The following is a 24,096-nucleotide window of genomic DNA, read 5'->3' as shown; positions in this document are numbered from 1 at the left end:
TTTGCCTTGGAAAGGGAGAAGGGCATATGTCCTTGGCCGTGTTGAACAGTTGTGCCTTGTCGGGCCTGGATTTTATTGACGTGCGTGTCGAGGCGCATGTCGCTCCAGGATTACCCGCCTTCCACATTGTTGGTTTGCCCGATGCCGGTATTCGCGAAAGCCGGGAGCGCATACGGGCCGCCTTGCAGGCCAGTGGCTTTGACTTTCCTGCAGCCCGACTGACTATCAATCTGGCGCCTGCTGATTTGCCCAAGGATTCGGGGCGCTTTGATTTACCCGTGGCTTTGGCGATTTTATTGGCCAGCGGCCAGCTGAGCCGCCCGGATGACAAGCAGCGTGAGCAAGCGATCACCGGTCTGGAGCGCTATGTCATGGCCGGGGAGTTGTCTTTGACAGGGGCCGTGGTTCCTGTGCAGAGTGCGCTAACGATTGCCCTGGGTATGGCGCGTCGGCATCCGGAGCTTTGTTTGCTTTTGCCTGCGCAGAGTGCAGAAATGGCGGCCCATGTTCCTGACCTGCAGGTCTACGGGGTTGCCAGTTTGGCAGAGGCGGCGAGGTATCTGCGAGGGGACAAGGAGCTGGAACCCGCATTGGCCAGGCCGTGGCCAGAAGAGTGGAATGATGGCCAACAACTTTGCTTGTCGGACGTGCTGGGGCAGCCTTTGGCTTGCCGTGCTTTGGAAGTGGCCGCTGCGGGTGGCCATAGCCTTTTGTTGAATGGCTCGCCGGGTGTGGGCAAGACCATGCTGGCTCAACGTCTGCCGGGTCTATTGCCAGACCTGGAGCGATACGCTCAGCTGGAAGTAGCCGCTTTGTATTCCTTTGTGCAGGAACAGGATTTTTTCAGCAGGCGACCCCCTTTTCGTGCCCCACACCATAGTGTGTCTACTCCTGCCTTGATTGGAGGTGGTAGCCGCCCAAGACCGGGGGAGGTTTCGCTGGCTCATCATGGCGTACTGTTTCTGGATGAGTTGCCTGAGTTCAGTCGGCGTTCACTGGAGGCGTTGCGCGAACCGCTGGAGCAGGGCTGCGTGCATATTTCTCGTGCCCAGAAGCAAGCGGTTTTTCCGGCGCAGTTTCAGTTTGTGGCTGCCATGAACCCATGTCCCTGTGGCTGGGCGGCGAGCCGTCATCGGGCGTGTCGGTGTTCTCCTGCTCAACGGGAGCTGTATCGGCAGCGCTTGTCGGGACCGATGCTGGACAGGATTGATCTTTTGGTGACCTTAAGCGAGTCCGAGCCGGAGCGTGATCAAGCAGCACAGGCGTCCAGTCAGGTCAGGCTGCGGGTACAGGAGGCGATCGAGAGGCAGTTGGCACGTCAGGCGGTACGAAATGCTCGTCTGTCAGTGGCAGGTTTGAAAGAGCATGGGGGCTTGTCTGCGGAGGCCTTGCAGCTACTGGCCAGTGCACGCAAGCGCTGGCATTGGTCAGAGCGAGTGCAGGGTAGAGTCTTGCGGGTAGCGCGGACAATTGCGGACCTGGCCGGAGTAAAGCAGATTGCCAGACCTCATATCGCGGAAGCATTGCAGTTCCGGCCTGAATTGCCTTGAATCGAGGTAAGAAGAAGGCGGGTGTCGCTAGGTGTGGCAGGATTGGGCTGACTGTAGGCTGAGGGCGACAGGCGCCATGACTTCCATGGTTGGCCTGTGCATTGCTTGATTAAATTTTCAGGCTGCGTATGAAACTGCGCGCCTCTGTGGGGGAAGGGGGGGAGGGCTTATCGCTGTTATCGGCTACCAGCACAATATTGGTGTTGATGTTCTCACCCAGCTTTTCGATAACTTGTTGCCTGATGTGGCCGTAATTGGTCTCGGAGAGTAGAGCCTTTAAATAAAACACATTAATGTTTCCAATCAGATTTTTGATTGCGAATTTCTGTGTGAATAATTCGTCGCTGACTGCCTGGCTGGTTTGGAAGAAAATATTGCACAGTGCGATTTCCGACCCTGTATGGGCAATACTGATTTGCAAGTTGACGCTATAAGTCTCTTTTTGGGGCGGTTTGATCACCTTGGTAGCCGCAGAGATCTGGGCATGTGATTTCGCGTTATAGAGGATGAAGGCAGGATCATCTTCAGAGAGTTGACTAAACAGATCAACACTTGCCGTGGCGCTATCGATTTGCGCTTGGTTGAGCCGTTTGAAAAAACTCTGCTCCAGTATTTGCAGCACGGTGATGCTTGCGGTACCGGCTGAGATTTTCAGCGTGCTGGTTCCCTGCTCGCTCAGGTTCCAGAACAGATTGCCTACTGTATTTTTGAAAAAACTCAGCCAGCCTGCGGGGTCAACAAAGCGGGAGCCCAGTTTTTTATCGGCGCCCATCTGGGCCAAAAGGTTGGAATGGATAAAGTCTTCATAGCTCAGCGTATTGGTGTCTTCCGTGGTGGCAGAAATCAGATTGCCTGACACCACATAGGTTTGCTCAGTAGAAAAAGCCATCTTGATTCTCCTTTGTTGAATCCAGTGTCTGCAAGCGCACTGCCCGGCTTTACAGGCCGGGCTTGATTCAGTGCTTAAATATCCAGATCCAGCACAAAGTTCACGGCGTTATCGCCGAGCTTGTCGATGACTGCCTGGCGTACTTTCGAGTACACCGATTCATTGAGCACAATCAGGTTGGCTGCGCGGTAGAGCCAAGCGGTGGATTTGCTCCATTTCCAGAACAGGAAGCTGCCGGATTGGATGTCGGTCCGTGCATTGATGGCGGTCAGCACCATGCTGACGGTGCCGTGCTGGTCCTGGCCAGCAGGCAGAATCTGGAATTTGCCGCGGTCTTCTTTGGTGCTGCTGTGGTCAAACAGCTTCATGGGTTTTTGATTGGCAGGCTTGTTCAAGGCGCCGAATGTTTCCTGGGCGATTTTGTATAGCGGATTATTGACGTTGTTAACCACTGTCAGTATCACCTCCAGTACGACCTGGTCCATGGTGACGTCCGTATTCTTGGGTTGGAAGCGTTCAAAGAAGCTACTGCTGCTACCCCAGCCCAGGTTGGTCAGCCCATCCGAGTAAAACTTGAACCATTTTTCGCGATCATTTTCGTTGGGGTATTTCTTGTCAGCGGCCAGTTGCATCAACAAGGTGCTGTTTTGCACGTCGGCGCGGGATTGTTCGGTCAGTCCGCTGACAAAGCAAGGGATGCTGGCTTTGGCAACGACGGCACCATCTTCGTCGGCACTGCTGGTCGCTCGTGCGGTTACACGGTTGCCGCCGGCCGGGGCGTCGGGAATGTCCAGGGCGTTAATCCATGCCAATACCTGCTTGTGGTCAGTAATCGTGCTCATGGTAATACTCCGAAATTAAAAAGGGGTTTTACTGCATCAAAAAGTCTTTTTCGATTTTCCTTTTGAGATAATCGATTTTTAAAAGACCTTAACTTTTAATTTGGTTTTATTTTTGGTTATTTATTAGTTAAGTCGATTGCAAAATTATTGTCAAAGACGTTTCCGAAATATATGAAAAGGTTGCAAGCGTTACCAGTTATGAGTTGGCTTGCAATATGTGATCTTACTTGAATTGCTTTGGCTGCCTATGGTGTGCTGGCTGCTTTGGTTTTCAAGATAATTGATTTTTTATTTAATCGACGATTATTTTTTTGTTTGGTTGTGTTTTGATTTTATTAACGATCTGTGCGTTATTTATTTATATTTAAAGTTCGTTTTTAGGTATGGAATGGATTTTTGGAAAATAGATACCACGCATGCGATGCATGCAATAAACAGCTGCGCAGCGACTGTTTGATCAAAGGTCGAACGGTGGTGATGGTGGGGAAGCACTGACAACAAGGTGTTGTAAAGCGTGGGCTGATCCATGCCTTGGGATCACCCGTAGTAATGAGGGCTTGTGAAATGCTTAGAGGCGGGTGGAGTCTTCCGCAAGGATTGAGCGGATCGCGTGTGCTGACGCGCATCCGGCTGGGTCATTGTTTCTGGTTTTCCTTTATGGCCTGCCGACAACGGCCCTCCTACAAAAAATCCCTTTGATATCTGGACAATCCTTCAGGGATCACCCTATAATCAAGAGCTTTTCCCCTGTTTGGATCTGTTCTGGCAGCGGACAAAGAAAAAAATAAGTGCCTGTTTTGGGTCATACAAGTGTCAGCCAGCTTCCTAGGCGACCACCCGCAGACACAAATTAGTCGAGTAATTTCATGCCTAAAATGAAAACCAAAAAAAGCGCCTCCAAGCGCTTTGTGGTTCGTGGTAGCGGTTCCATCAAGCGGGGCCAAGCGTTCAAGCGTCACATTCTGACCAAGAAGACGACCAAGAACAAACGTCAGTTGCGCGGTGCCGTCGAGGTTCATAAAGCCGACGTCGCTTCCGTAAAAGCAATGATGCCTTTCGCTTGATTAGGGAGAATCGAACATGTCACGAGTAAAACGCGGTGTTAACGCACGCGCACGCCACAAGAAAGTAATTGCCCAGGCCAAAGGTTTTCGCGGCCGTCGCGGTAATGTATTCCGTATAGCCAAACAGGCTGTCATGAAGGCAGGTCAGTACGCCTACCGTGACCGCCGTAACAAGAAACGCGTATTCCGCTCGCTGTGGATTACCCGTATCAACGCAGCTTGCCGCGAACTGGATATGAGCTACAGCCAGTTTATCGCCGGCCTGAACAAAGCCTCCATCGCTTTGGACCGTAAGGTTCTGGCTGACTTGGCTGTTAAAGACAAGGCAGGTTTTGCTGCTGTTGTTGCACAGGCTAAGAACGCTCTGGCTGCTTAAGCGGTATCTGACTGTATAGTTCACAAACGGGGCCTTTGGGGCTCCGTTTGTTTTTGGAAAGTAACACGCCATGACTTCCTCCCACGACGATCTGATTGCCCAGGCTCGGGCCTTATTTGAGCAGTCTCAGGACGCCGCTTCGCTGGAAAACGCTAAAGCTCGATTTTTGGGCAAACAAGGTGCCATCACTGCCTTGATGAAAGGCCTTGCCCAGATGGAGCCGGAGCAGAAAAAAGCAGCCGGTGCCAGCATCAACGTGCTCAAGCGCGAAATTGAAGATCTGCTGAACGATCGTCGTGCTGCCCTGGCGGCAGAACAATTGAACCAGCGACTGGCTCAAGAACAAATTGATGTGACGTTGCCCGGCCGTGGTCGTGGCACCGGTGGTATCCACCCGGTGATCCAGACCTGGCAGCGTGTTGAAGCCATTTTCCGCTCTATCGGTTTCGATGTGGCTGACGGCCCTGAAATCGAAAATGACTGGACAAATTTTACCGCTCTGAATAATCCAGAGAATCACCCCGCTCGTTCCATGCAAGACACGTTCTATATCGATATGAACGACGAGCAGGGTTTGCCCTATTTGCTGCGCACGCACACCAGTCCCATGCAGGTGCGTTATGCACGCATGAACAAGGCTCCTATCAAGGTTATTGCTCCCGGCCGCACCTATCGTGTCGATAGTGATGCCACCCACTCGCCCATGTTCCACCAGGTGGAAGGGCTGTGGATTGCCGAGGATATTTCCTTTGCCGATCTGAAAGGCGTTTACACGAACTTTCTGCGCGCCTTTTTTGAAAGCGACGATCTGGTCGTGCGCTTTCGACCTTCTTTCTTCCCCTTTACCGAGCCATCCGCCGAGATTGACATGATGTTCTCCTCCGGCCCCAACAAGGGCCGTTGGCTGGAGATCTCCGGCTCCGGGCAGGTTCACCCGCAAGTGGTGCGCAATTTCGGTTTGGACCCAGAGCGTTACATCGGTTTCGCCTTTGGTTCCGGACTGGAGCGCCTGACTATGTTGCGCTATGGTGTGAACGATTTGCGCCAGTTCTTTGAAGGCGATCTGCGCTTTCTGAAGCAGTTCAATCGTTGATTCCTACTTCGCGCCGCTGGGCCTTTTAGGCCCGGTCGGTTCCGGTATATGCCGTTTTACGTCTCCATCTTTGCATCATGTTATTTTCCGAATCGTGGCTGCGCCGCTTTGTGAATCCCAAACTGGGAACTGAAGAACTGGGTCATCAACTGACGATGGCTGGCTTGGAGGTTGAAGAAATTCAAGCTGCTGCGCCTGCTTTTGAGCATGTTGTCGTTGGCTTCATCGCTGAAATTGCCCCCCATCCCGACGCTGACCGCCTGCGCGTTTGCCAGGTTGATGACGGCTCGGGCAAGCTGCTGCAGATTGTGTGCGGTGCGCCCAATGCGGCTCAAGGCATCAAGATCCCGGTCGCCCGTGTTGGTGCAGAGCTGCCCGGTGGCATGAAAATCGGCCCGGTCAAAATGCGTGGCGTGGAGTCCGCCGGCATGTTGTGCTCGGGTCGCGAACTGGGTCTGTCGCAAGATCACGATGGTTTGCTGGTACTGGATGCAGACGCGCCCGTGGGCCAGAGCCTGCGCGAACTGCTGGATCTGGACGACCAGATTATCGAATTGAAATTGACGCCTAACCGTGCGGACTGCCTGTCCGTGCTGGGCGTGGCACGCGAAGTAGCCGCCCTGACTGGCGAGCCACTGACACTGCCAGACTTCACTCCTGTTCCTGTCACGATTGAGGATCGTGTTTCCGTTACCGTGAAAGACGCTGATTTGTGCGGCCGTTTTGCCGGGCGTGTGATTCGTGGCGTCAATGCGCGTGCCAAAACCCCGGACTGGATGAAAACTCGTCTGGAGCGCAGTGGCCAGCGTTCAATCTCCGCATTGGTGGACATCTCCAATTACGTCATGCTGGAACTGGGCCGTCCTACGCACGTGTTCGATTTGCAGCACGTACAGGCTGGTCTGGAAGTGCGTTGGGCACGTAAAGGCGAGATGCTGGAGCTGCTGAGCGGTTTGAATGTCGAGCTGGATACCGATGTGGGTGTGATTGCGGTTAACGATGTGCCGCAAAGCATGGCCGGTATCATGGGCGGCGAACAAAGCGCTGTCACACTGGATACGACGGATGTGTATCTGGAAGGCGCTTTCTGGTGGCCAGAAGCCATCATGGGCCGTGCCCGTCGCTACAAGTTTTCTTCCGACGCCAGCCACCGTTTCGAGCGTGGCGTGGACTTCGACTCCATTACCCAGCATTTGGAACGCACCACAGCGCTGATCCTGGAAATCTGCGGCGGCCAAGCGGGACCTATGGATGACCAGGTTGTGGCCTTGCCCGAGCGCAAGCCCGTTGCCATGCGCCTGGAGCGTTGCCGCCGTGTTCTGGGTATTCCTCTGGATCAAAAGCAGGTGGAGAGCATCTTCACCTTGTTGGGCCTGGACTTCTCGGTGGCTGACGAAGTCTTTACGGTCAATCCTCCCAGCTTCCGTTTCGATTTGACGATTGAAGAAGACCTGATCGAGGAAGTTGCCCGTATCTACGGTTTTGAAAATATTCCTGATCTGCCTCCGGTCGCTGCTGCACAAATGCGTGTGCCAGTCGAGTCCTTGCGTGGTCCGCACGCCTTGCGCGCTATATTGGCCGCCCAGGACTACCAGGAAGTGATCAACTTCTCCTTTGTGCAAGAGTCTTGGGAAAAAGATATTAACGGACAGGCTGACCCTATCCGTTTGTTGAACCCCATTGCCAGCCAGTTGGCGGTGATGCGTACCAGCCTGATTCCTGGTCTGCTGGCCAATATTGAACGCAACGCCAACCGCCGTCAGTCGCGCGTGCGTGTGTTCGAGTTTGGCCGCGTCTTCATGCGCGATGCCTCTCAAGAAAATGGTCCGTTGACCGTGGCCGGTATCCATCAGCCCAACCGCATTGCGGCCGCAGCCTGGGGCCCTGTTGTGACCGAGCAGTGGGGACAGCCCGATCGTCTTGTCGACTTCTTTGACGTCAAGCGCGATCTGGAAACTTTGCTGGGTCAACGTGCTGCTCAAGTCCGTTTCGAGCCTGAAGCTCACCCGGCCTTGCACCCAGGCCGTAGCGCCAGTGTGAAACTGGATGGTAAAACCATAGGCTGGATCGGTGAAATCCATCCTCAGTGGTTGAGCGAATTTGGTTTGAATCAAGCGCCGGTCGTCTTTGAGGTGGACGTTGATGCCATCTCTCACGACGAAGTGGTACACGCTCAGGAAGTATCCAAGCAACCCGTTGTGCAACGAGATCTAGCGGTTTGGCTGGATAAGGACGTATCCTATCAAGCTGTGCTGGATACACTGAACCAGGTGCGCAGCACGGCACCGCAAGCGGCTATCGTCAAAGATATTCAGTTGTTTGACGTCTGGCGCGACAAGAACGATGCATCGGAAAAGAGTCTGGCGATTCGATTCTGGCTGCAAGACAGCGCAAGCACGCTGGACGATGAACGCGTCGAGCAATGCCTGGATGCATTGTTGGCGGCACTGGTGTCTGCGCATGGCGCACGGGCACGAGCATAAGGAGACACAATGAACGTAGAGCGTACTCTGACCAAGGCGGATCTGGCCGAACTCTTGTTTGAACGTGTTGGCTTGAATAAACGCGAAGCCAAAGATATTGTGGATACTTTCTTTGCCGAAATCCGCGACTCCCTGGCCGATGGTGTCGAGGTCAAGTTGTCCGGTTTCGGTAATTTCCAGGTTCGGGACAAACCCCCGCGTCCTGGTCGCAACCCCAAAACGGGTGAAGTCATCCCGATTTCGGCGCGACGCGTGGTGACATTCCACGCCAGTCAGAAGCTCAAAAGTGTAGTCGAAGGGGCGCCAGTGGCGCCCGAGGATGACCAGGACTGAAGCCTGGTACGTTTGCGTACAGTTTTGCCTGACTGAACGTGTAAAATCACTCCTATTGTCGATGAGCATCAGTGGCTATGAGCACAAACGAAAAGACGGCGACCTTGCCACCTATCCCTGCCAAGCGGTATTTCACCATCGGTGAAGTCAGCGAGCTTTGCTTGGTCAAGCCCCACGTCCTGCGTTATTGGGAGCAGGAGTTTACGCAGTTAAAGCCCGTCAAGCGACGCGGTAACCGACGTTATTACCAGCACCATGAGGTGCTGCTGATACGCCGGATTCGCGGTTTGCTGTACGACGAAGGCTTTACGATCAGTGGTGCGCGCAATCGTCTGGGCGATGGTCCGGATATGCCTTTTGACCAGGAAGCCGCTGTGCGTCTGACCGGTCAGGAAATGCAGGCCTTGCGCACCAACTTGGGTCAGATCCAGGCAATGCTGGATCAAGCCTTGGCAATCACGGATCCTGGCTCGGCTCAGTAATCCGGGGTTGCTAAGCAGGAACGAAGGTCGGCCTTGGTGCCGGCCTTTTTTCATGGAAGGGATTAGCAGTGAACTTACGTAGTCAGGCTCTAAAGGCTTTGTTAGTACAAGAGCCGGCTGCCAAGCTGGCAGCAGTACGAGCAATTGCCCATGGCTTGCCCGTAGGGGCAGATGAGCATTTGGAAGAGCCGCCCGGCGTACCGGGACGGCCCGAGGGTTTGCGTTTTGTGAGCCCTCAGCATGTGCCCAAGCGGTCCGTGCGTACGATCCAGGGGCGAGCAGCCTTATTGCATTCCTTGGCGCATATTGAGTTCAATGCCATCAATCTGGCCTTGGATGTCTTGTGGCGTTATCCCGGTTTGCCCGACGCATTCTATGCGGGCTGGTTACAGGTGGCGGTGGAGGAGGCTTTGCATTTTGAGCTGCTGAGCGATCATCTTCAAACGATGGGTGTCCGCTATGGGGATTTGCCTGTCCATGACGGCTTGTGGGAGATGGCAGAGCGAACACGCTTTGATCTGCTGGCGCGTATGGCTTTGGTGCCGCGTACTCTGGAAGCACGGGGGCTGGATGCCTGCCCCCTGGTGCATAAGAAGTTGCTGGATGCTGGCGATGAAAAAGCCGCCGCGATTATTGCCATCATTTTGCGCGATGAGGTCGGGCATGTAGCGTTGGGAAATTACTGGTATCGCAAAGTCTGCCGGGAACAAGGCTTGCCTGATTTTGCTACGTATGGCGAGTTGGCGCAGCGCTATCGCGCACCGCGTTTGCGCGGCCCCTTTAATCGTGAAGCCCGCCTGGAGGCGGGCTTCACTGTCGAGGAAATCGACGAGCTGGAACGGCTGGATGCCGCTTTTAAGAGCGGGTTGCCGACGAGCTAGCTTCCGTGTTGGGCTTGGGCAGGTTATCCAGCTGCCCAAAGCTTACGATGCGGCCAATATACAGAACGGGGCCTTCCGGTGCACCACTATTGGAACCGCCTTCGGTTTCCAGTGTCATCTCAAAAATCTGCTCATCTTCTACGGTGCCAATCAAGGCCGCAGGAACGGTGATGGGGCGATTGGGATCAATCAAACCCAATGAACGAATTTGTGTGCCGCGTGGGGTGTGTGTCCATAGCTGCACCGACTGTGTTGCTTTGACTTCAGTGCTGACCTTGGGCACCAGCAGGACATTGCCTTGTGGGTCTACTGTTGCAATCCAGGCCGGAGTAGAGGATTGGCCAGGGGCCTGCAGGATAGCCGCCTGACGTGGCTTCATCTCAATAACATTGACAGGCGGTTCCGAGTTCATGTTCATGAGCAGGGCAATCACCAGGCCCAGAATCACGACCGCAGCCAAGCCGCCCCACAAAACAGGCATGGGCATGGCAAAGCCACGGGACTTGCGTTCGCCATCAACAGGTTCGGGTTTGCGTTTTTTCTCTAAGGTGACTGACTCAGGCTCGCTTTTGATGGGCTTTTTCTTGTCGGCGACCTTGGCTGGTGCTGTGGGCGCTGCTTCGGCTGTGACAGCAGCTGCTTTGGTGGCTGGGTCGGACTCTGCACGCAGCAAGGTGGGGAAGGGCGGTGTGTGATCGTCAGCCTTGTCGTTCGAGCTGTTGGCGGACCAGCGAGGTTCAGTGCGAGTGGCAGCTTCCGCTTTAGTGCTTTGGTCTGCCGAAATACTGATCTTGATACTAGGTTCCTGGCGCACTGCTTTGATAGCTGGAGCGCTTGTGCTGGCGTTGCCAGTGCTTTCCGATTTGGGAGCTTCAGCAGCCGGACTGCTTGTGCTCCCAGCCTGACGACGTGCGGCAGGTGGAGGCAAGCCCAGGGTATGGTGAATGTGAGCCAGACTAGTGGGGGCAGGCACTGTTGGGGTCAGGCAGTCCACTAGCTCCAGCCACGCTTGCTCCCAAGCCAATGCCAGACGCGCTGCCTGATCATTTTGCTGCATCAGGGTGTGGGCTTGGGCCAATTCATGCTGGCTGAGCAGCCCCAAGGTATATTCGCCAATCATCACTGCATGGCGTGGATCGTTGGCGTTGCCCTCATTAATCAGGGGAGTGAGCTGTTGCAAGCCATGCTGGACCACAGCACGCAATTGTGCGGGGGAGCGGTTCAGCTGAGGGCCCAACTGTTCGTAACTATTGCCGTGCAGATAGGCATGGATCATGGCGCGTTGGCTGGTGCCATCCAGCTTGCCCATGGCAGGGATGAAACGCTGTCCGGCTTGCGGCTTGATGGCAGGCAGGGCGTAATTGTTATCGCCGCTTTGCGCGCGTTGACGCAGGCGAGCCAGTAGCCTGAACCGCAGAATGCTGTAAATCCAGGCGCGCCCTTCGCCTAAATCGGGGTCATAGCCGGCAGCGTTTTTCCATAACAAAACAAAGCTATCGCGCAGAACCTCTTCGGCATCAATGCGGCGGCCCAACACGGCCTGGCCCAAAGCCAGCATCAAGGGGGCTTCCTGGTCGTACAGCACATCCAGCGCCTGGCTGTCCTGTGCGGCTAACTGGTCCAGGGAAGAAGAATACGAAAAAGAAGAAGACGGCATGGATGGATTTTGCACGGTAAAGGGATTCATGAGCCAGATGTCTGGTATCGGGCGCTATTTTTACTGTGTCTGCGCCAGTTTCAGACAAGCAGGTATTGTATGCCTTTCGTTGAAGGCTTGAAGGTAACAAAGTGCTGGATTGCCAGCATTTTCTTTGCAGTGACAAGCCTTGAATTTCCCGATTTTCAGCACTGGATGCTTGCTGGTCAGGTCCCTTATTCGTGTGACTGTGGTTTGCAGGTCAATAATCAGCCAAACAAGCATGCCGTCGGCAGGGTCTTGGCAAGGATAAGCAGTTCAAAAGGCTATACTTATTCGTTATGTGCTACCTGGCAGTTTTGATAATTACCCAGGCGTAGAACCTCATTTCTGTATTCGCATCAAGGACATGGCAGGGCCTGCCTGCCAGTGGAAAGCGTAGTCTGCTTGTCCTGCCTTGATTTCAGCGTTGTGCTGCAACTTATTTTTAAGCTGTCCGCGGTTTTTCGGCTTTGTGCTGTTGAACACGGACCTATTGCGTGTGCCTCCTCGTCCTGAAGTGCTTGATGGTGTCTCCGGTGGTCTGAGCACCCTGAAATCCTTATTTCCTTACGTTTGGCGATTCAAGACTCGCGTGGTCTTGGCTTTGTCCTGTTTGCTGCTGGCAAAAGTCGCCACCGTGATGATGCCGATCTACCTGAAGCAGGTAATCGATGCGTTGAGCCTGCCCGCTACGGCTTTGATGCTGCCGGTGGCCGCCTTGTTGGGATATGGCGCCGTACGTCTGGCCTCCAGCGCTTTTGGTGAAATACGGGATGCCCTGTTTGCGCGAGTCACGCAAGGGTCGGTGCGGCTGATTGCGAACCACGTCTTTCGGCACCTGCTGGATCTGTCCTTGCGCTTTCATACTGAACGCCAGACAGGTGGCTTGAGCCGGGATATTGAACGGGGCACCAAAGGCGTTAGCTTTCTGCTGAATTTCCTGGTCTTCAATATTTTGCCAACCTTGCTGGAAATAGCTCTGGTCTGTGGCATCTTGCTCTGGCGATACGACTGGGCCTTCGCGGCGGTTACCTTGGGGACGATTGCGGCCTATATTGTGTTCACCTTGCTGGTGACTGAGCGGCGCATGCGTTATCGGCGAGCCATGAACGACTTGGACAGTCGTGCCAACTCTCGCGCGATTGATGCCTTGCTCAATTACGAGACAGTCAAATACTTCGGTAACGAGGATTACGAGATCAATCGCTACGATCAGAATATGGGCCAGTGGGTCCAGGCTGCCGTGCGTAATCAGGTATCGCTGAACCTGCTCAATATTGGTCAGGCTTCGATTATCAGTGTTGGGGTGACGGCCTTGCTGTTCATGTCGGCGCAAGGTGTGCTGGCCGGAACCATGACGGTGGGTGACGTTGTGCTGGTGTCTGCCTTCCTGACTCAGCTTTATGCGCCTTTGAACTTTCTGGGTTTTGTTTACCGCGAAATCAAGAATTCACTGGCTGATATGGAGCGCCTGTTCTCCTTGCTGCGTCGCAAGCAAGAGGTGAAAGATGCGCCGGATGCCCAGGTCTTGTCCTGTGAGCAGGCGGGTGTGCGTTTCGAGAACGTCGGCTTTGCCTATGACAGCCGTCGCAAAGTCATTCAAAACCTGAGTTTCGAGATTCCCGCCGGCAAGACGGTAGCGGTGGTGGGTTCTTCGGGCGCAGGTAAATCCACCTTGTCGCGTCTTTTGTTTCGTTTCTATGATGTGACGGAAGGTCGCATCCTGTTCAACAATCGCGAGTTGCGCGAATGGACGCAAGAGAGCTTGCGTCGTCATATCGGTATCGTTCCCCAGGATACGGTCCTGTTCAACGATACGATTTTGCACAATATTGCGTATGGCCGTCCTGATGCCAGCAAAGAGCAGATCGTGGCAGCAGCACGGGCCGCCAGTATCCACGACTTCATCGAAAGCCTGCCCGATGGTTACGAGACCATCGTGGGTGAACGTGGTTTGAAGTTGTCCGGGGGCGAAAAGCAGCGCGTGGCCATTGCCCGCACCTTGCTGAAGAACCCACCGGTGCTGATTCTGGACGAAGCCACCAGTGCGCTGGACACGCGCACGGAACGGGCGATTCAGGCGGAGTTGAACGAGATTGCCCGCGACCGCACTACCTTGATCATTGCTCACCGTCTATCCACGATTACGGACGCGGATTTGATTCTGGTTCTGGAGCGCGGACAGATCGTGGAGCAGGGCACGCACAGCGAGCTTTTAGCCCTGGATGGCGCCTATGCCCGGATGTGGAATATCCAGCAAAGTCTGGAGGGATAATTTGACCATATAGTACCAAAGCGGTACTATATGGCTCTACGACCTGTTCAGAGAGAAGGAATGCTGCGAATCAGTAAAATCATTGATTACGGCACTTTGGTGCTGACACACATGGCTGGCGATCCAGACCGTGTGTTCAGTGCGTCTGACTTGGCCGCCATCCTGGGTTTGGGCCAACCGACTGTCAGCAAGGTGCTTAAACTGCTGGGCCAGCACGAGCTGGTCATCAGCAGCCGAGGCGCACGCGGAGGGTATGTGTTGGGCCGCCCCGCCAAACAGATAAGTGTAGCGCAGATTATTGATGCACTGGAAGATCAGCCCTTTGGCTTGACTGAATGTGTAGCTACTCCTGGAGCCTGTTCCGTGGAGTCAGATTGCCATATACGCAGTAATTGGCAGCGTATCAACGATATTGTCCGACGCACCTTGGAAGAGGTCAGTGTTGCAGACATGATACGCGTGCCCGTTAACGAATTTCCCCTGACACACAAGCCGGGTCCCGAATTGAAAAACAGAAACAAGGCGAACACCTCCAACGTGGAGTTAACCGAATGAGTACCGTCAACGAACATCTGGACACCTTCCTCGATCGTGATTACGAGGCAGGCTTTGTCACCGACATCGAGTCTGAAACCATACCGAAAGGTCTGAACGAAGACGTCATCCGTTTCCTGTCCGCGAAAAAACGCGAACCGGAGTTCATGCTGGAATGGCGCCTGGCTGCTTACCGCCAGTGGCTGACCATGAAGTATCCCAAGTGGTCGATTGTGGAGTATCCACCTATCGACTTCCAGGACATCAGCTACTACTCCGCGCCCAAGAGCAAGGCCGACGGCCCCAAGAGCCTGGACGAGGTGGATCCTGAATTGCTGCGCACCTATGAAAAACTGGGTGTGCCCTTGCACGAGCGCGCGCGTCTGGCCGGTGTGGCAGTTGACGCCGTGTTTGACTCAGTCTCGGTGGCCACCACCTTCCGCAAAGAGCTGGAAGAAGTGGGCGTGATCTTCTGTTCCTTTTCCGAGGCTGTGCGTGAATATCCGGAACTGGTGAAAAAGTATCTGGGTACGGTTGTCCCTCCTAGCGACAACTTCTACGCCGCCTTGAACTCGGCCGTATTCTCCGATGGCTCCTTTGTGTTCATCCCCAAAGGCGTACGCTGCCCGATGGAGCTGTCCACCTACTTCCGCATCAATGCCCGCGACACTGGTCAGTTCGAGCGCACCTTGATCATTGCGGAAGAGGGCGCTTCGGTCAGCTATCTGGAAGGCTGTACGGCGCCGATGCGCGATGAAAACCAGTTGCACGCAGCGGTCGTGGAACTGGTCGCCTTGGACGACGCCAAGATCAAGTACTCCACCGTGCAAAACTGGTACCCCGGCGATAAAGACGGCGTAGGCGGTATTTACAACTTCGTCACCAAGCGTGGCGAATGCCGTGGCGCACGTTCGCACATCTCCTGGACGCAGGTTGAAACTGGCTCGGCCATCACCTGGAAATACCCCAGCGTGGTGCTGCGCGGCGATGATTCCCAAGGCGAGTTCTACTCGGTCGCCCTGAGCAACCACCGCCAGCAAGCCGATACCGGCACCAAAATGATTCATATGGGTCGCAATACCCGCAGCACGATTATCTCCAAGGGGATTTCGGCTGGCCAAGGTATCAATACCTATCGCGGTCTGGTTCGTATTACCCCCAAGGCAGAAAACGCCCGCAATTACACCCAGTGTGATTCGCTGCTGATCGGCAAGCGCTGCGCTGCACACACCTTCCCAACTATGGAAGTGCAGAACCCCAGCGCCAGTGTGGAACACGAAGCAACCGCTTCGCGCATTGGCGAGGACCAGCTCTTTTATGCCATGCAGCGCGGCCTGACTGCCGAAGATGCCGTCTCCATGATCGTGAACGGCTTTTGTAAAGAAGTGATTAAAGAATTGCCCATGGAGTTTGCGGTCGAAGCACAGAATTTGCTCGGCGTCAGCTTGGAAGGCAGTGTAGGTTAAGGAGAATAATGAAATGCTGACGATTAAAGATTTGCGCGCTTCGGTTGAAGATAAACCTATCCTTAAAGGTCTGAACCTGGAAATCAAGCCCGGTGAAGTCCACGCCATCATGGGCCCGAACGGCTCGGGCAAGAGCACCTTGTCCCAAGTTCTGGCCGGTCGTGAAGACTACACCGTGGAAGGCGGTTCGGTTGATTGGCTGGGTCAAGACCTGCTGGAAATGAAGATTGAAGACCGTGCCCGTTCCGGTCTGTTCCTGGCCTTCCAGTACCCCATCGAAATTCCCGGTGTGTCCAACGCCTACTTCCTGCGCGCTTCCGTGAACGCCGTGCGCCGTCATCAGGGCTTGCCTGAGCTGGACGCCATGGACTTCCTCAAGCGTGTCAAAGAGGAAATGAAGACGGTTGGCATGCGCGAAGAGTTTCTGTACCGCTCCGTGAACGAAGGTTTTTCCGGCGGCGAAAAGAAACGCAACGAAGTTCTGCAAATGAGCCTGCTGGAACCCAAGCTGGCCATCCTGGACGAAACCGACTCCGGTCTGGATATTGACGCTTTGCGTGTGGTTGCAGACGGCGTGAACCGCCTGCGTTCCCCCGAGCGCTCCTTGCTGGTGATTACTCACTACCAACGTCTGCTGGACTACATCGTGCCTGACTTTGTGCACGTATTGGCCGGCGGCAAGATCATTCGTTCCGGTGGCCGTGAATTGGCTCTGGAACTGGAAGAGCGTGGCTACGGTTGGGTGCTGGAACAAGCAGCTGCCGAACAAAAAGCCAAGGGAGCTGCGGTATGAGTCTGCCGGATTGGGTCAACAGCTTTGCCGCTCAGGCTGCACAAGCACCTGGAGCCGGCCTGCCATGGCTAAGCGCCGTGCGTCAGCGCGCGCTGGATCGTTTCGCACAAGAAGGCTGGCCAACCACGCGTATTGAAGCCTGGCATCACACCTCTTTGGCTTTGCTGGAACAACAAAGTTTTGCGCCTCAGAAGTCGGCTTCGGCCGCAGAACTGGTGGCGTCGGTGCGTCAGCAAGAAGACGGGTACTTCCTGGTCTTTGTGGACGGTCACTACGATGCGGCTTTGTCGCACCTGAATGAGTTGCCAGCAGGCGTGCGTTTGGCCTCGCTCAGTACCTGTCTGGAGCAAGATGCAGACTGGCTGCAGCAGGCTTACGGGGATGAGTCCCTGGGTGCTTCGACGGCTGCCTTGAACCTGGCTTTGGCCCAGGATGGTGCTGCCTTGCATATTGCCGCTGGCAAGCATCTGGAACAGCCTGTTCATCTGGTTTTTGTACGCACTCAAGGTGGCAGTGCCAGCTTCACGCGCAACCTGATTTCTTTGGAATCCGGTGCCAGTGCAACGGTGGTTGAGCACTACGTGGGTCAGGAAGGAACGGATGCTTCCTTGAGCAGCGCCGTGACTCGCCTGAACGTGGCTCCTGATGCCAACCTGACACACATGAAGCTGCAGCAAGAAGCCTTGCAAGACTTCCACCTGGCCGCAATCGATGTGCAGCAAGGTCGTGGTTCGGTATTCAATTCGCACTCCCTGTCTTTCGGTGCCCGTATAGCCCGTAACGATATTGCTACTGTTTTCAACGGCGAGCGCTGCGAAACCTTGTTCAATGGTTTGTATTTTGTGGACGGCCGCCGTCACGTGGACCACAACACCATCATTGATCACGCTCAGCCTAACTGCCAAAGCCGTGAGTTCTACCGTGGCATTTTGGCCGACACCGCCCGCGGCGTGTTCAGTGGTCGCGTATTGGTAGGAAAGGGCGCGGATGGTACGGATTCGGTACAGCGTTCGGACAGCTTGCTCTTGTCCAAGATGGCACGTGCAGACTCCCGCCCTGAGTTGGAAATCTACGCCGACGACGTCAAGTGTGCACACGGTGCCACTGTAGGTCAGCTGGATGCCGACAGCCTGTTCTACCTGCGCTCGCGTGGCATGACCATGGAAGATGCACGCAATATGCTGATTTACGCATTTGCCGCTCAGTCTCTGGAGCGCATTGCGTCCGAGAGCCTGCGTAGCCGTGCCACAGTCGGTATTAATGCTTTGTTGCCTGGCGGTCTTGCCCTTGGAGATCTTGCATGAATGCGCCTATGCCCGTAACTGCTGCTGGTTTGCTGAATCACCGCGAGGATTTTCCTATCCTGGCTCGCCCCATCCGGGGCCAACGCCTGTCCTATCTGGACAATGGCGCGACGACGCAAAAGCCGCGCTCGGTCATTGAAGCCGAGGCGCGATTCTATGAGCAGTCCAATGCCAACATCCACCGTGGTGTGCATTGGCTGTCTCAGCATGCTACTGAGCTGTACGATCAGGCCAGAAGTACAGTGCGGGCATTTCTGAATGCCGCGCGCGACGAAGAAATTGTGTTTACGCGTGGCACCACAGAATCCATCAACCTGGTGGCCTATAGCTGGGGCATGGACAACCTGAAAGCAGGCGACGAGATTCTGCTGACCGGTCTGGAGCATCACTCCAATATCGTGCCTTGGCAGTTGGTTGCCCAGCGTACCGGTGCCGTTATTCGCGTGGTGCCTGTGCTGGATAACGGTGAGCTGGATCAGGAAGCCTTCAAGCAACTGCTCAACGAGAGAACCCGCCTGCTGGCTGTGGGCCATGTGTCCAATGCCTTGGGCACGATCAACCCCATCGCTGAAATGACCCGTCAGGCGCATGCCGTCGGCGCCAAGGTGCTGGTGGATGGTGCCCAATCCGTTCCCCACGGTGTGGTGGACGTACAAGCCCTGGATGCGGATTTTTACACGTTTTCGGCCCATAAACTGTACGGTCCTACCGGCATGGGCGCCTTGTACGTGCGCTACGAGATTCTGGACAGCATGTCGCCCTGGATGGGCGGCGGTGACATGATCACCACCGTCAGTTTCGAGCAAAGTAATTACGCCCCTGTGCCACAGCGCTTTGAGGCAGGTACGCCCAATATCGCTGGTGCCATTACCATGGCTGCCGCTATCGATTATTTGATGGGTATAGGCATGCAGCGTATTGCCGACCATGAAGCGCTGTTGCTGGACTACGCCACCGAAGCCTTGCTGGCCATGCCTGGCATTCGCATTATTGGTACGGCCGCACACAAGGCAGGCATTGTGTCCTTCCTGGTCGACGGTATTCACCCGCATGATCTGGGCACGATTCTGGACATGGACGGCGTTGCTGTGCGTGCCGGTCACCACTGTGCCATGCCCTTGATGACGCGCTTTGGCATTCCCGGTACGGCTCGTGCCTCCTTTGCCTTGTACAACGATTACGCTGATATTGATGCTTTGCTGGGCAGCCTGCGCAAAGCTCAAAAACTATTTGGAGTTGGCTAAATGAGCCAGGATTTCAACGGGCTGCGCGAGCTCTACCAAGAGGTCATTTTTGACCATAACCGTAGCCCGCGTAACTTTGAAGTAATAGAAAACGCCAGTCATTTTGCCAATGGCCACAATCCGCTGTGTGGGGATCAACTGGCTGTGTACGCCGTGGTTGAAGACGGCATTGTGCAGAAAGTCAGCTTTGTGGGGCATGGCTGCGCTATTTCCAAGGCTTCGGCATCCTTAATGACCGAAGCCGTGAAAGGCCTGAGTCTGGCCGAGTTTGAGTCTCTATTTCAAGATATGCACGCCATGTTGACAGAGGCCCATCCCGATCGAGATCTGGGCAAGCTGGAAGTGTTATCTGGTGTGCGTGAATTCCCCGCACGGGTTAAATGTGCCACTCTGGCCTGGCATACCCTGCATAACGCCATCAATCAGGCCAAAGAAACCGCGCAAACCGAATAAAGGCGCAAACAAGCCATGAGCTACTTTGAACGACATGATGTGCTGGTCAGCCGGGATTGTCCGGCTGTCAGTATCCCTTACGGTGCTCCCGTTACGATCGAGGCGGGTTGTACAGCAACGATTACCCAGAAGCTGGGTGGCAGCTATACCGTGATGGTAGAGGGCAACCTGTACCGAATTGAAGGTGTCGATGCCGATGCGCTGGGTTTTGAGGCCCAGGACAAGCCCGAGGTTTTTGTACCCGAGCTGCCCCTGAGCGAAAAAACCATTGAAGACGCCGCCTGGATTGTGCTGGCTAGCGTTTATGATCCGGAGATTCCGGTCGATATCGTTAATCTGGGCTTGGTGTACGCTTGTCACGTGAAGCAGACTGGTCCAGAAGCGTTCTCCATCACCATGGAAATGACGCTGACGGCTCCGGGTTGCGGTATGGGCACCATGATTGCCGATGAGGCCCGCTACAAGCTGGAGACTATCCAGGGCGTAGAGAAGGCCGTAGTGGATCTGGTTTGGGATCCACCGTGGAGCCGGGAACGTATGAGTGAATCAGCTCGCTTGCAACTAGGAATGCTGTAATAGAAAAGCCTGCGGTTAGCAGGCTTTTTCGATGTGGGTGTTGGGCATCCCTAGCCTGGCTCCTTTGGAGACCGCGTGATAGACGGCCTCGTTACGGTTGTGTACGTTCATCCGCATATACAGGGTTTCAGCATGCGCCTTGGCTGTAGCCGATGAAATATTCAACTGCCGGGCCACGCCCTTGATGGTCATGCCTCGTGCCAATAACACCAGCACTTCATACTGGCGCGGTGTCAGGCCCAGCAGCCGCGCTTCGTCAAGATGGTCTGTCTCAGGATCGGCGGGTGGCCAGCGTATGGGCTCGTAGGACGTAATCAGCTTGTCGGAATGAGCTTGGGACGGCGATGGACTCGATGGCTGGGTTACAGTCGTGGTCATTGCCATCGTTTGACGCTGGGGCGCAGGCGATGGAAAACAGGAGCCGCCGGCCAACACCAGATTGATCGAAGCCGCCATTAATTCCGGTGTGGCGGTCTTGAGCAAATGTCCCATAACGCCGGCAGGCATGTCTTGAAGCGCAGGCAAGGCGTAGTGGGAGTCGGCTATCAGGAGTACGGCGCTGGGTTGCAGGCTGCGGTACGCATCAGCCAGCAGCTTCAAACAGGCCTTGGCCGATGGCACCGACAATAGCAGCAGCTCACAACATCGTGTCTGCAGACCGGTTTCCATAGATTCGTAGTCCATGCTGAGCAGTTCCGCGCTGGGCAGGGTGTCTGCCAGCAGCCGTACGATACCCAACCTGTATAAGGTGTGTGGCTCTACGATGATAATTGTTGTCATTTTATGTCTCCCTCGCTGCGTCATGGGCTCTATGTCATTACGTTGAATAAGCCTTTTGTTGGTTCGATTGCATGTGTCATTGTCTTTGGTAGTTATGGGTATTTTCTTTTTTCATTCCTATTGGCAGCCTAATTTTCAGATGGCTAGCCGCATTCAGAACGGGCGAATCATGTGAAATTGTTAATCATTGTTTGTTTTGGTTAAATTTTGATGTTTTAAACGCCATACCGTGCCCAAAAGCGCGGATCAGGTATCTGGAAAGCCTTATAAATTCGGGTTACTCCTATGCTCCATAATCCCTAAACCGCTTACATATCAATAGCTTGAGTGTTGTCAGCGGCGCCTACTATATAACATATTGCCGCTGACATTTGGCTTACGTCAGCCGGTTAATGTTGGTTGACATACGCATTGTTGAAATTACCCGTCTGGGTGACGGTACTGTTGTGGTTCAGGCCGCTTTGCACCACTTGGGCACGGTTGCCCCAACCGTTCTGCATAACCGACGAATCCAGGTTGAAACCGACCTGGGTAACCACGGCCTTGTTATAGCCGCCGCTCTGGCTGATGTAGGAATCGTTGCCGATGCCTGCTTGGGAGTTATAGGCGTCATTGCCCAGGCCACTTTGGATGATGTTGCTGTCGTTGCTGTAGCCGGTCTGTTCAGTAACGGCTTTGTTATGCGAGCCGATCTGGACAATACTGGCGTGCAGGCGATCCGAATTGCCCCACCACGTGCCGGTTTGGCTGATAGTGGCATCATTTTTGTGGCCACCGCCCTGGACGATGGAGGCGTTCGAGTTGGAGACATTCCACTGATCGATCACGCCTTTGTCGTACTTGCCCCTGTCGGTGATGCTGGCGGTCGAGCTCATGCTTTTGTATTGATTGATGTACGCATCTCCTTTGTACCCCGATTGGGTAATGAAGGCGTTGACATGGCTGCTGTTGTCTTGCTCAATGACTGAGTCGTTGCGCGCGCCGCTGTCGTTGATGACAGCCAGTGCGTCACGGGTTCGGTATTGATTGACATAGGCATCGCCCGCTTGTCCCGTTTGGTTTACCCAGGCCTGGTCACCAGTGCTGCGGACTTGTTCCACAACCGCCTTGTTGTCCGAGCGTAATTGCTTGATGCCGATTTGCGATCCGTTGGCCTGCCATTGGCTGGCAAAGGCGTCGTTGCGGTTGCGTGACTGGGTGATGGTGATCGTGGAGTTGCCGCCGCTGCGGCTTTGTTCCACCACGGCCTTGTTGTCGTTGCCGTTGATGACCTTCACGGTGGTGCGAACCGTACCGTTATCCCACTGGTTGATGTAATCGTCGTTGCGGTCTCCCTTCACGTCGATGGTCGCGTTGGCGTTGGCGTTGTGGTTTTGAAGAACTACGCCTTTGTTGAAATTGCCGGTCTGCGTCACGGTGGCGTTGTCAGCCAGCGCCAGTGTGGGCAGGGCCAGCGCGGTGCCCAGGGCAATAGCTAATGTGGACAGTTTGCCGTTCATATACTTCTCCTCAGTGCATGTCGAAGACCGTTGTTAGGAAAGAGAGCGGTGGCCGGTCTTCTCGGAACCACCGCGCTGTCTGCTCGTGTTCAACTGCCGGTGACTGGAGCGGTCTGCACCTCATCGCTTGTGGCCTCATTGGCTTGCGTGGCCTCAGGAGCGGCCACAGCGGTCTGGGTGCGCATGCTGCGATAGGTTTCGTTTTGCTTCATGTAGTTCTGCACGATGGGGTTGTTACGGTCGGCCTCGTTTTGCAGTCGCCATTGGCCTTCCTTCATGCCTTGCACGATCAGATGCACCACCGCCGATTCAATGGCCTCTTTGACCGAGAGCTGGGCCGGTTCGTTGTTGGTTACGCCAGCCTCGATTTCCAGCAGGTCTTTGAAGTTCACGAACTTGTAGACGCTGGGCCGGACTTCGTAGGAAAAGATGGTCTTGGTCGTGGACACGCTTTGCAAAATGTTGCCGGTGCGCACGTCGATGGCCCGCAGGTTGACCGTGACTTGGTCCACCCGATACTGGGTAGACAGGCCTACGCCCAGAAAGCGTGCGCCCGCGCCGCCCGTGCGCACATTGCTTTCATAGGAGATGATGCCTCCGTCCATCATGATTTCGGCCGGGGCTAGCGGCGGGATGTTAATGGCGGTGCGCTGGCCGTTTTCCTGCGATCCGTCCAGGGCGCGCACGATGCGCCGCTCGGTCAGCAGTTCCTGCAGGCTTTCGCGCTCGACCGGAGTGAACCAGCGCGAGTCACGCAAGGCTTTGACCAGCAGGGCGGCGGCTCCCTGGGTGACTGAGGTGGAAAAGGAACTGTCCGGATTGGGCTTGTATTGGCCGGTCTGGTCACGAAACCCGTAGACGGCCACGGTCAGGCGCTGGGCGGGCGCGGGGAGCTCCAGCAGATCGTGTGTGGCTGGCGAGGCGGGCGTCAGGTAGGCAGAGCCTTTGACTTCGGCCGGGGTGGAGGGGACGGCGCAGGCAGCCAGGGCCCAGGTCAGGGCCAGCACGCTTAACAGGCGTGTTGGGCGCGCGTTCAGGACGGTCACTGTGCTCATCATGGTTGCATCACTCGGAAAGTAGTGGAAGCGCCGGTGATCCGGTCCGTAGTGGTGATCGTCAGTGCTCCGCCGCCGATATCGACGACGCTGACAGTAAAGCTGCCGGTCTCGAAGGTCCCGGGTACAAATTTGCCGTTGCTGTCCACAAACTGCGAGGACGCGGCCGAGGCCAGGCGACTGAGTACCGAGCGCTCCAACTGATCGTTGAAGTCCTGGAAGGGCGTGCGCTGCTCAAAGGATGAGCCCAGGTCTTCGGCGTCGGGGTCCGTGTGCTTGTTGGTGACCTGGGCCGAGTTCAGTAGCCATTGCCCATTGAGCGGGCTGCCGCCGAAATTGGGATTGACGGGGGTATATATCAGTTCGGTTGCGTGGACGGGAGCAAATAGCGCACCGGTCAGCACAACAGAGGCAAGGGGCAGGAAGGTCTTCACGTTATGTCTCTC

General features: G+C 55.2%; 24 protein-coding genes. 17 read left to right on the top strand and 7 right to left on the bottom strand.

Annotated features, from left to right (window positions below; translation table 11 throughout):
* The first annotated feature begins 26 nt into the window (after nucleotides 1-26).
* Nucleotides 27-1,550: a YifB family Mg chelatase-like AAA ATPase gene (locus N879_RS02995; protein ID WP_009454395.1), complete on the top strand. Its 1,524-nt coding sequence runs from the start codon at nucleotides 27-29 to the stop codon at nucleotides 1,548-1,550.
* Between the two features lie 109 nt (nucleotides 1,551-1,659).
* Here N879_RS02995 and N879_RS02990 read toward each other — a convergent pair whose 3' ends face one another.
* Nucleotides 1,660-2,439 (bottom strand): hypothetical protein, encoded by a 780-nt coding sequence (locus tag N879_RS02990; protein ID WP_009454394.1) that lies wholly within the window; start codon nucleotides 2,437-2,439, stop codon nucleotides 1,660-1,662.
* Between the two features lie 74 nt (nucleotides 2,440-2,513).
* Complete coding sequence (locus N879_RS02985; protein ID WP_009454393.1) at nucleotides 2,514-3,281, bottom strand: hypothetical protein; 768 nt, start codon at nucleotides 3,279-3,281, stop codon at nucleotides 2,514-2,516.
* A gap of 866 nt (nucleotides 3,282-4,147) precedes the next feature.
* Here N879_RS02985 and rpmI point away from each other — a divergent pair.
* The 7 genes from rpmI (at nucleotide 4,148) to N879_RS02950 (ending at nucleotide 9,993) form a co-directional block, all read left to right on the top strand.
* Complete coding sequence (gene rpmI, locus N879_RS02980; RefSeq protein ID WP_003800367.1) at nucleotides 4,148-4,345, top strand: 50S ribosomal protein L35; 198 nt, start codon at nucleotides 4,148-4,150, stop codon at nucleotides 4,343-4,345.
* A gap of 16 nt (nucleotides 4,346-4,361) precedes the next feature.
* Entirely contained in the window at nucleotides 4,362-4,721 is a 360-nt protein-coding gene (rplT, locus tag N879_RS02975) for a 50S ribosomal protein L20 (protein ID WP_009454390.1), read from the top strand.
* A 70-nt stretch (nucleotides 4,722-4,791) separates the two neighbouring features.
* Nucleotides 4,792-5,814 carry a phenylalanine--tRNA ligase subunit alpha gene (pheS, locus tag N879_RS02970; protein WP_009454388.1) on the top strand — a complete coding sequence of 341 codons (1,023 nt, stop codon included), beginning with the start codon at nucleotides 4,792-4,794 and terminating at the stop codon, nucleotides 5,812-5,814.
* A 77-nt stretch (nucleotides 5,815-5,891) separates the two neighbouring features.
* Nucleotides 5,892-8,297: a phenylalanine--tRNA ligase subunit beta gene (gene pheT / locus N879_RS02965; protein ID WP_009454387.1), complete on the top strand. Its 2,406-nt coding sequence runs from the start codon at nucleotides 5,892-5,894 to the stop codon at nucleotides 8,295-8,297.
* 9 nt (nucleotides 8,298-8,306) lie between these two features.
* Nucleotides 8,307-8,630, top strand: coding sequence for an integration host factor subunit alpha (locus N879_RS02960; RefSeq protein ID WP_009454385.1), 324 nt, complete (start codon nucleotides 8,307-8,309; stop codon nucleotides 8,628-8,630).
* A 77-nt stretch (nucleotides 8,631-8,707) separates the two neighbouring features.
* Nucleotides 8,708-9,112, top strand: coding sequence for a MerR family transcriptional regulator (locus N879_RS02955; protein WP_021446644.1), 405 nt, complete (start codon nucleotides 8,708-8,710; stop codon nucleotides 9,110-9,112).
* Nucleotides 9,113-9,180: 68 nt separating this feature from the next.
* Nucleotides 9,181-9,993 (top strand): ferritin-like domain-containing protein, encoded by an 813-nt coding sequence (locus N879_RS02950; RefSeq protein WP_021446643.1) that lies wholly within the window; start codon nucleotides 9,181-9,183, stop codon nucleotides 9,991-9,993.
* Here the strand turns inward: N879_RS02950 and N879_RS02945 are convergent.
* Nucleotides 9,968-11,680: an anti-sigma factor domain-containing protein gene (locus N879_RS02945; protein WP_009454379.1), complete on the bottom strand. Its 1,713-nt coding sequence runs from the start codon at nucleotides 11,678-11,680 to the stop codon at nucleotides 9,968-9,970. The genes N879_RS02950 and N879_RS02945 overlap by 26 nt on opposite strands.
* A 69-nt stretch (nucleotides 11,681-11,749) precedes the next feature.
* Here N879_RS02945 and N879_RS20290 point away from each other — a divergent pair, with 69 nt between their 5' ends.
* The 9 genes from N879_RS20290 to sufT all read left to right on the top strand — a co-directional run bounded on the left by N879_RS20290 (nucleotide 11,750) and on the right by sufT (nucleotide 20,316).
* On the top strand, nucleotides 11,750-11,992 hold the full coding sequence (locus N879_RS20290; RefSeq protein WP_128831580.1) for a hypothetical protein: 243 nt from the start codon (nucleotides 11,750-11,752) through the stop codon (nucleotides 11,990-11,992).
* A 172-nt stretch (nucleotides 11,993-12,164) separates the two neighbouring features.
* The gene (locus N879_RS02940; protein ID WP_051359109.1) at nucleotides 12,165-13,946 is read left to right on the top strand and encodes an ABCB family ABC transporter ATP-binding protein/permease; all 1,782 of its coding nucleotides are present in this window, start codon (nucleotides 12,165-12,167) and stop codon (nucleotides 13,944-13,946) included.
* A 60-nt stretch (nucleotides 13,947-14,006) separates the two neighbouring features.
* The gene (locus tag N879_RS02935; RefSeq protein ID WP_003800349.1) at nucleotides 14,007-14,501 is read left to right on the top strand and encodes an SUF system Fe-S cluster assembly regulator; all 495 of its coding nucleotides are present in this window, start codon (nucleotides 14,007-14,009) and stop codon (nucleotides 14,499-14,501) included.
* Nucleotides 14,498-15,946 (top strand): Fe-S cluster assembly protein SufB, encoded by a 1,449-nt coding sequence (sufB, locus tag N879_RS02930; RefSeq protein WP_009454374.1) that lies wholly within the window; start codon nucleotides 14,498-14,500, stop codon nucleotides 15,944-15,946. Before N879_RS02935 ends, sufB begins: the two co-directional genes overlap by 4 nt.
* A 13-nt stretch (nucleotides 15,947-15,959) precedes the next feature.
* Nucleotides 15,960-16,739 (top strand): Fe-S cluster assembly ATPase SufC, encoded by a 780-nt coding sequence (gene sufC, locus N879_RS02925; RefSeq protein WP_009454372.1) that lies wholly within the window; start codon nucleotides 15,960-15,962, stop codon nucleotides 16,737-16,739.
* On the top strand, nucleotides 16,736-18,043 hold the full coding sequence (sufD, locus tag N879_RS02920; RefSeq protein ID WP_009454370.1) for a Fe-S cluster assembly protein SufD: 1,308 nt from the start codon (nucleotides 16,736-16,738) through the stop codon (nucleotides 18,041-18,043). The genes sufC and sufD overlap by 4 nt, the downstream gene beginning before the upstream one ends.
* Nucleotides 18,040-19,287 carry a cysteine desulfurase gene (locus N879_RS02915; RefSeq protein ID WP_009454368.1) on the top strand — a complete coding sequence of 416 codons (1,248 nt, stop codon included), beginning with the start codon at nucleotides 18,040-18,042 and terminating at the stop codon, nucleotides 19,285-19,287. The genes sufD and N879_RS02915 overlap by 4 nt, the downstream gene beginning before the upstream one ends.
* Entirely contained in the window at nucleotides 19,288-19,740 is a 453-nt protein-coding gene (sufU, locus tag N879_RS02910) for a Fe-S cluster assembly sulfur transfer protein SufU (RefSeq protein ID WP_009454366.1), read from the top strand.
* 15 nt (nucleotides 19,741-19,755) lie between these two features.
* Nucleotides 19,756-20,316: a putative Fe-S cluster assembly protein SufT gene (gene sufT / locus N879_RS02905; protein WP_009454364.1), complete on the top strand. Its 561-nt coding sequence runs from the start codon at nucleotides 19,756-19,758 to the stop codon at nucleotides 20,314-20,316.
* Nucleotides 20,317-20,331: 15 nt separating this feature from the next.
* On the opposite strand, the gene N879_RS02900 is transcribed toward sufT, so the two are convergent.
* From N879_RS02900 to N879_RS02885, 4 genes are all read right to left on the bottom strand, one after another.
* Nucleotides 20,332-21,096, bottom strand: coding sequence for a response regulator transcription factor (locus N879_RS02900; RefSeq protein WP_009454362.1), 765 nt, complete (start codon nucleotides 21,094-21,096; stop codon nucleotides 20,332-20,334).
* Nucleotides 21,097-21,485: 389 nt separating this feature from the next.
* On the bottom strand, nucleotides 21,486-22,595 hold the full coding sequence (locus tag N879_RS02895; protein WP_009454359.1) for a hypothetical protein: 1,110 nt from the start codon (nucleotides 22,593-22,595) through the stop codon (nucleotides 21,486-21,488).
* 89 nt (nucleotides 22,596-22,684) lie between these two features.
* Nucleotides 22,685-23,653, bottom strand: a complete 969-nt coding sequence (locus tag N879_RS02890; RefSeq protein WP_031232101.1) for a CsgG/HfaB family protein — start codon at nucleotides 23,651-23,653, stop codon at nucleotides 22,685-22,687.
* Nucleotides 23,650-24,084 (bottom strand): curli assembly protein CsgF, encoded by a 435-nt coding sequence (locus tag N879_RS02885; RefSeq protein WP_009454355.1) that lies wholly within the window; start codon nucleotides 24,082-24,084, stop codon nucleotides 23,650-23,652. Before N879_RS02885 ends, N879_RS02890 begins: the two co-directional genes overlap by 4 nt.
* Nucleotides 24,085-24,096: the final 12 nt, after the last annotated feature.

Origin of the sequence: Alcaligenes sp. EGD-AK7, from assembly GCF_000465875.3 — a bacterium.
GTDB classification, from domain to species: domain Bacteria; phylum Pseudomonadota; class Gammaproteobacteria; order Burkholderiales; family Burkholderiaceae_B; genus Alcaligenes; species Alcaligenes phenolicus.
Note: the sequence above shows the minus strand (reverse complement) of the source record. Positions and strands in the feature narration are given on the sequence as shown.

What these genes read in the sequence shown, in the direction of transcription:
- N879_RS02990 (WP_009454394.1), bottom strand. Translation starts at nt 2,439, where the DNA reads ATGGCTTTTTCTACTGAGCAAACCTATGTGGTGTCAGGCAATCTGATT.
- pheS (WP_009454388.1), top strand. Translation starts at nt 4,792, where the DNA reads ATGACTTCCTCCCACGACGATCTGATTGCCCAGGCTCGGGCCTTATTT.
- N879_RS02985 (WP_009454393.1), bottom strand. Translation starts at nt 3,281, where the DNA reads ATGAGCACGATTACTGACCACAAGCAGGTATTGGCATGGATTAACGCC.
- sufB (WP_009454374.1), top strand. Translation starts at nt 14,498, where the DNA reads ATGAGTACCGTCAACGAACATCTGGACACCTTCCTCGATCGTGATTAC.
- N879_RS02960 (WP_009454385.1), top strand. Translation starts at nt 8,307, where the DNA reads ATGAACGTAGAGCGTACTCTGACCAAGGCGGATCTGGCCGAACTCTTG.
- N879_RS02955 (WP_021446644.1), top strand. Translation starts at nt 8,708, where the DNA reads ATGAGCACAAACGAAAAGACGGCGACCTTGCCACCTATCCCTGCCAAG.
- N879_RS20290 (WP_128831580.1), top strand. Translation starts at nt 11,750, where the DNA reads ATGCCTTTCGTTGAAGGCTTGAAGGTAACAAAGTGCTGGATTGCCAGC.
- pheT (WP_009454387.1), top strand. Translation starts at nt 5,892, where the DNA reads ATGTTATTTTCCGAATCGTGGCTGCGCCGCTTTGTGAATCCCAAACTG.
- sufT (WP_009454364.1), top strand. Translation starts at nt 19,756, where the DNA reads ATGAGCTACTTTGAACGACATGATGTGCTGGTCAGCCGGGATTGTCCG.
- N879_RS02900 (WP_009454362.1), bottom strand. Translation starts at nt 21,096, where the DNA reads ATGACAACAATTATCATCGTAGAGCCACACACCTTATACAGGTTGGGT.
- N879_RS02945 (WP_009454379.1), bottom strand. Translation starts at nt 11,680, where the DNA reads ATGAATCCCTTTACCGTGCAAAATCCATCCATGCCGTCTTCTTCTTTT.
- sufD (WP_009454370.1), top strand. Translation starts at nt 16,736, where the DNA reads ATGAGTCTGCCGGATTGGGTCAACAGCTTTGCCGCTCAGGCTGCACAA.
- N879_RS02895 (WP_009454359.1), bottom strand. Translation starts at nt 22,595, where the DNA reads ATGAACGGCAAACTGTCCACATTAGCTATTGCCCTGGGCACCGCGCTG.
- N879_RS02890 (WP_031232101.1), bottom strand. Translation starts at nt 23,653, where the DNA reads ATGATGAGCACAGTGACCGTCCTGAACGCGCGCCCAACACGCCTGTTA.
- N879_RS02915 (WP_009454368.1), top strand. Translation starts at nt 18,040, where the DNA reads ATGAATGCGCCTATGCCCGTAACTGCTGCTGGTTTGCTGAATCACCGC.
- N879_RS02935 (WP_003800349.1), top strand. Translation starts at nt 14,007, where the DNA reads ATGCTGCGAATCAGTAAAATCATTGATTACGGCACTTTGGTGCTGACA.
- N879_RS02995 (WP_009454395.1), top strand. Translation starts at nt 27, where the DNA reads ATGTCCTTGGCCGTGTTGAACAGTTGTGCCTTGTCGGGCCTGGATTTT.
- sufC (WP_009454372.1), top strand. Translation starts at nt 15,960, where the DNA reads ATGCTGACGATTAAAGATTTGCGCGCTTCGGTTGAAGATAAACCTATC.
- rpmI (WP_003800367.1), top strand. Translation starts at nt 4,148, where the DNA reads ATGCCTAAAATGAAAACCAAAAAAAGCGCCTCCAAGCGCTTTGTGGTT.
- rplT (WP_009454390.1), top strand. Translation starts at nt 4,362, where the DNA reads ATGTCACGAGTAAAACGCGGTGTTAACGCACGCGCACGCCACAAGAAA.
- sufU (WP_009454366.1), top strand. Translation starts at nt 19,288, where the DNA reads ATGAGCCAGGATTTCAACGGGCTGCGCGAGCTCTACCAAGAGGTCATT.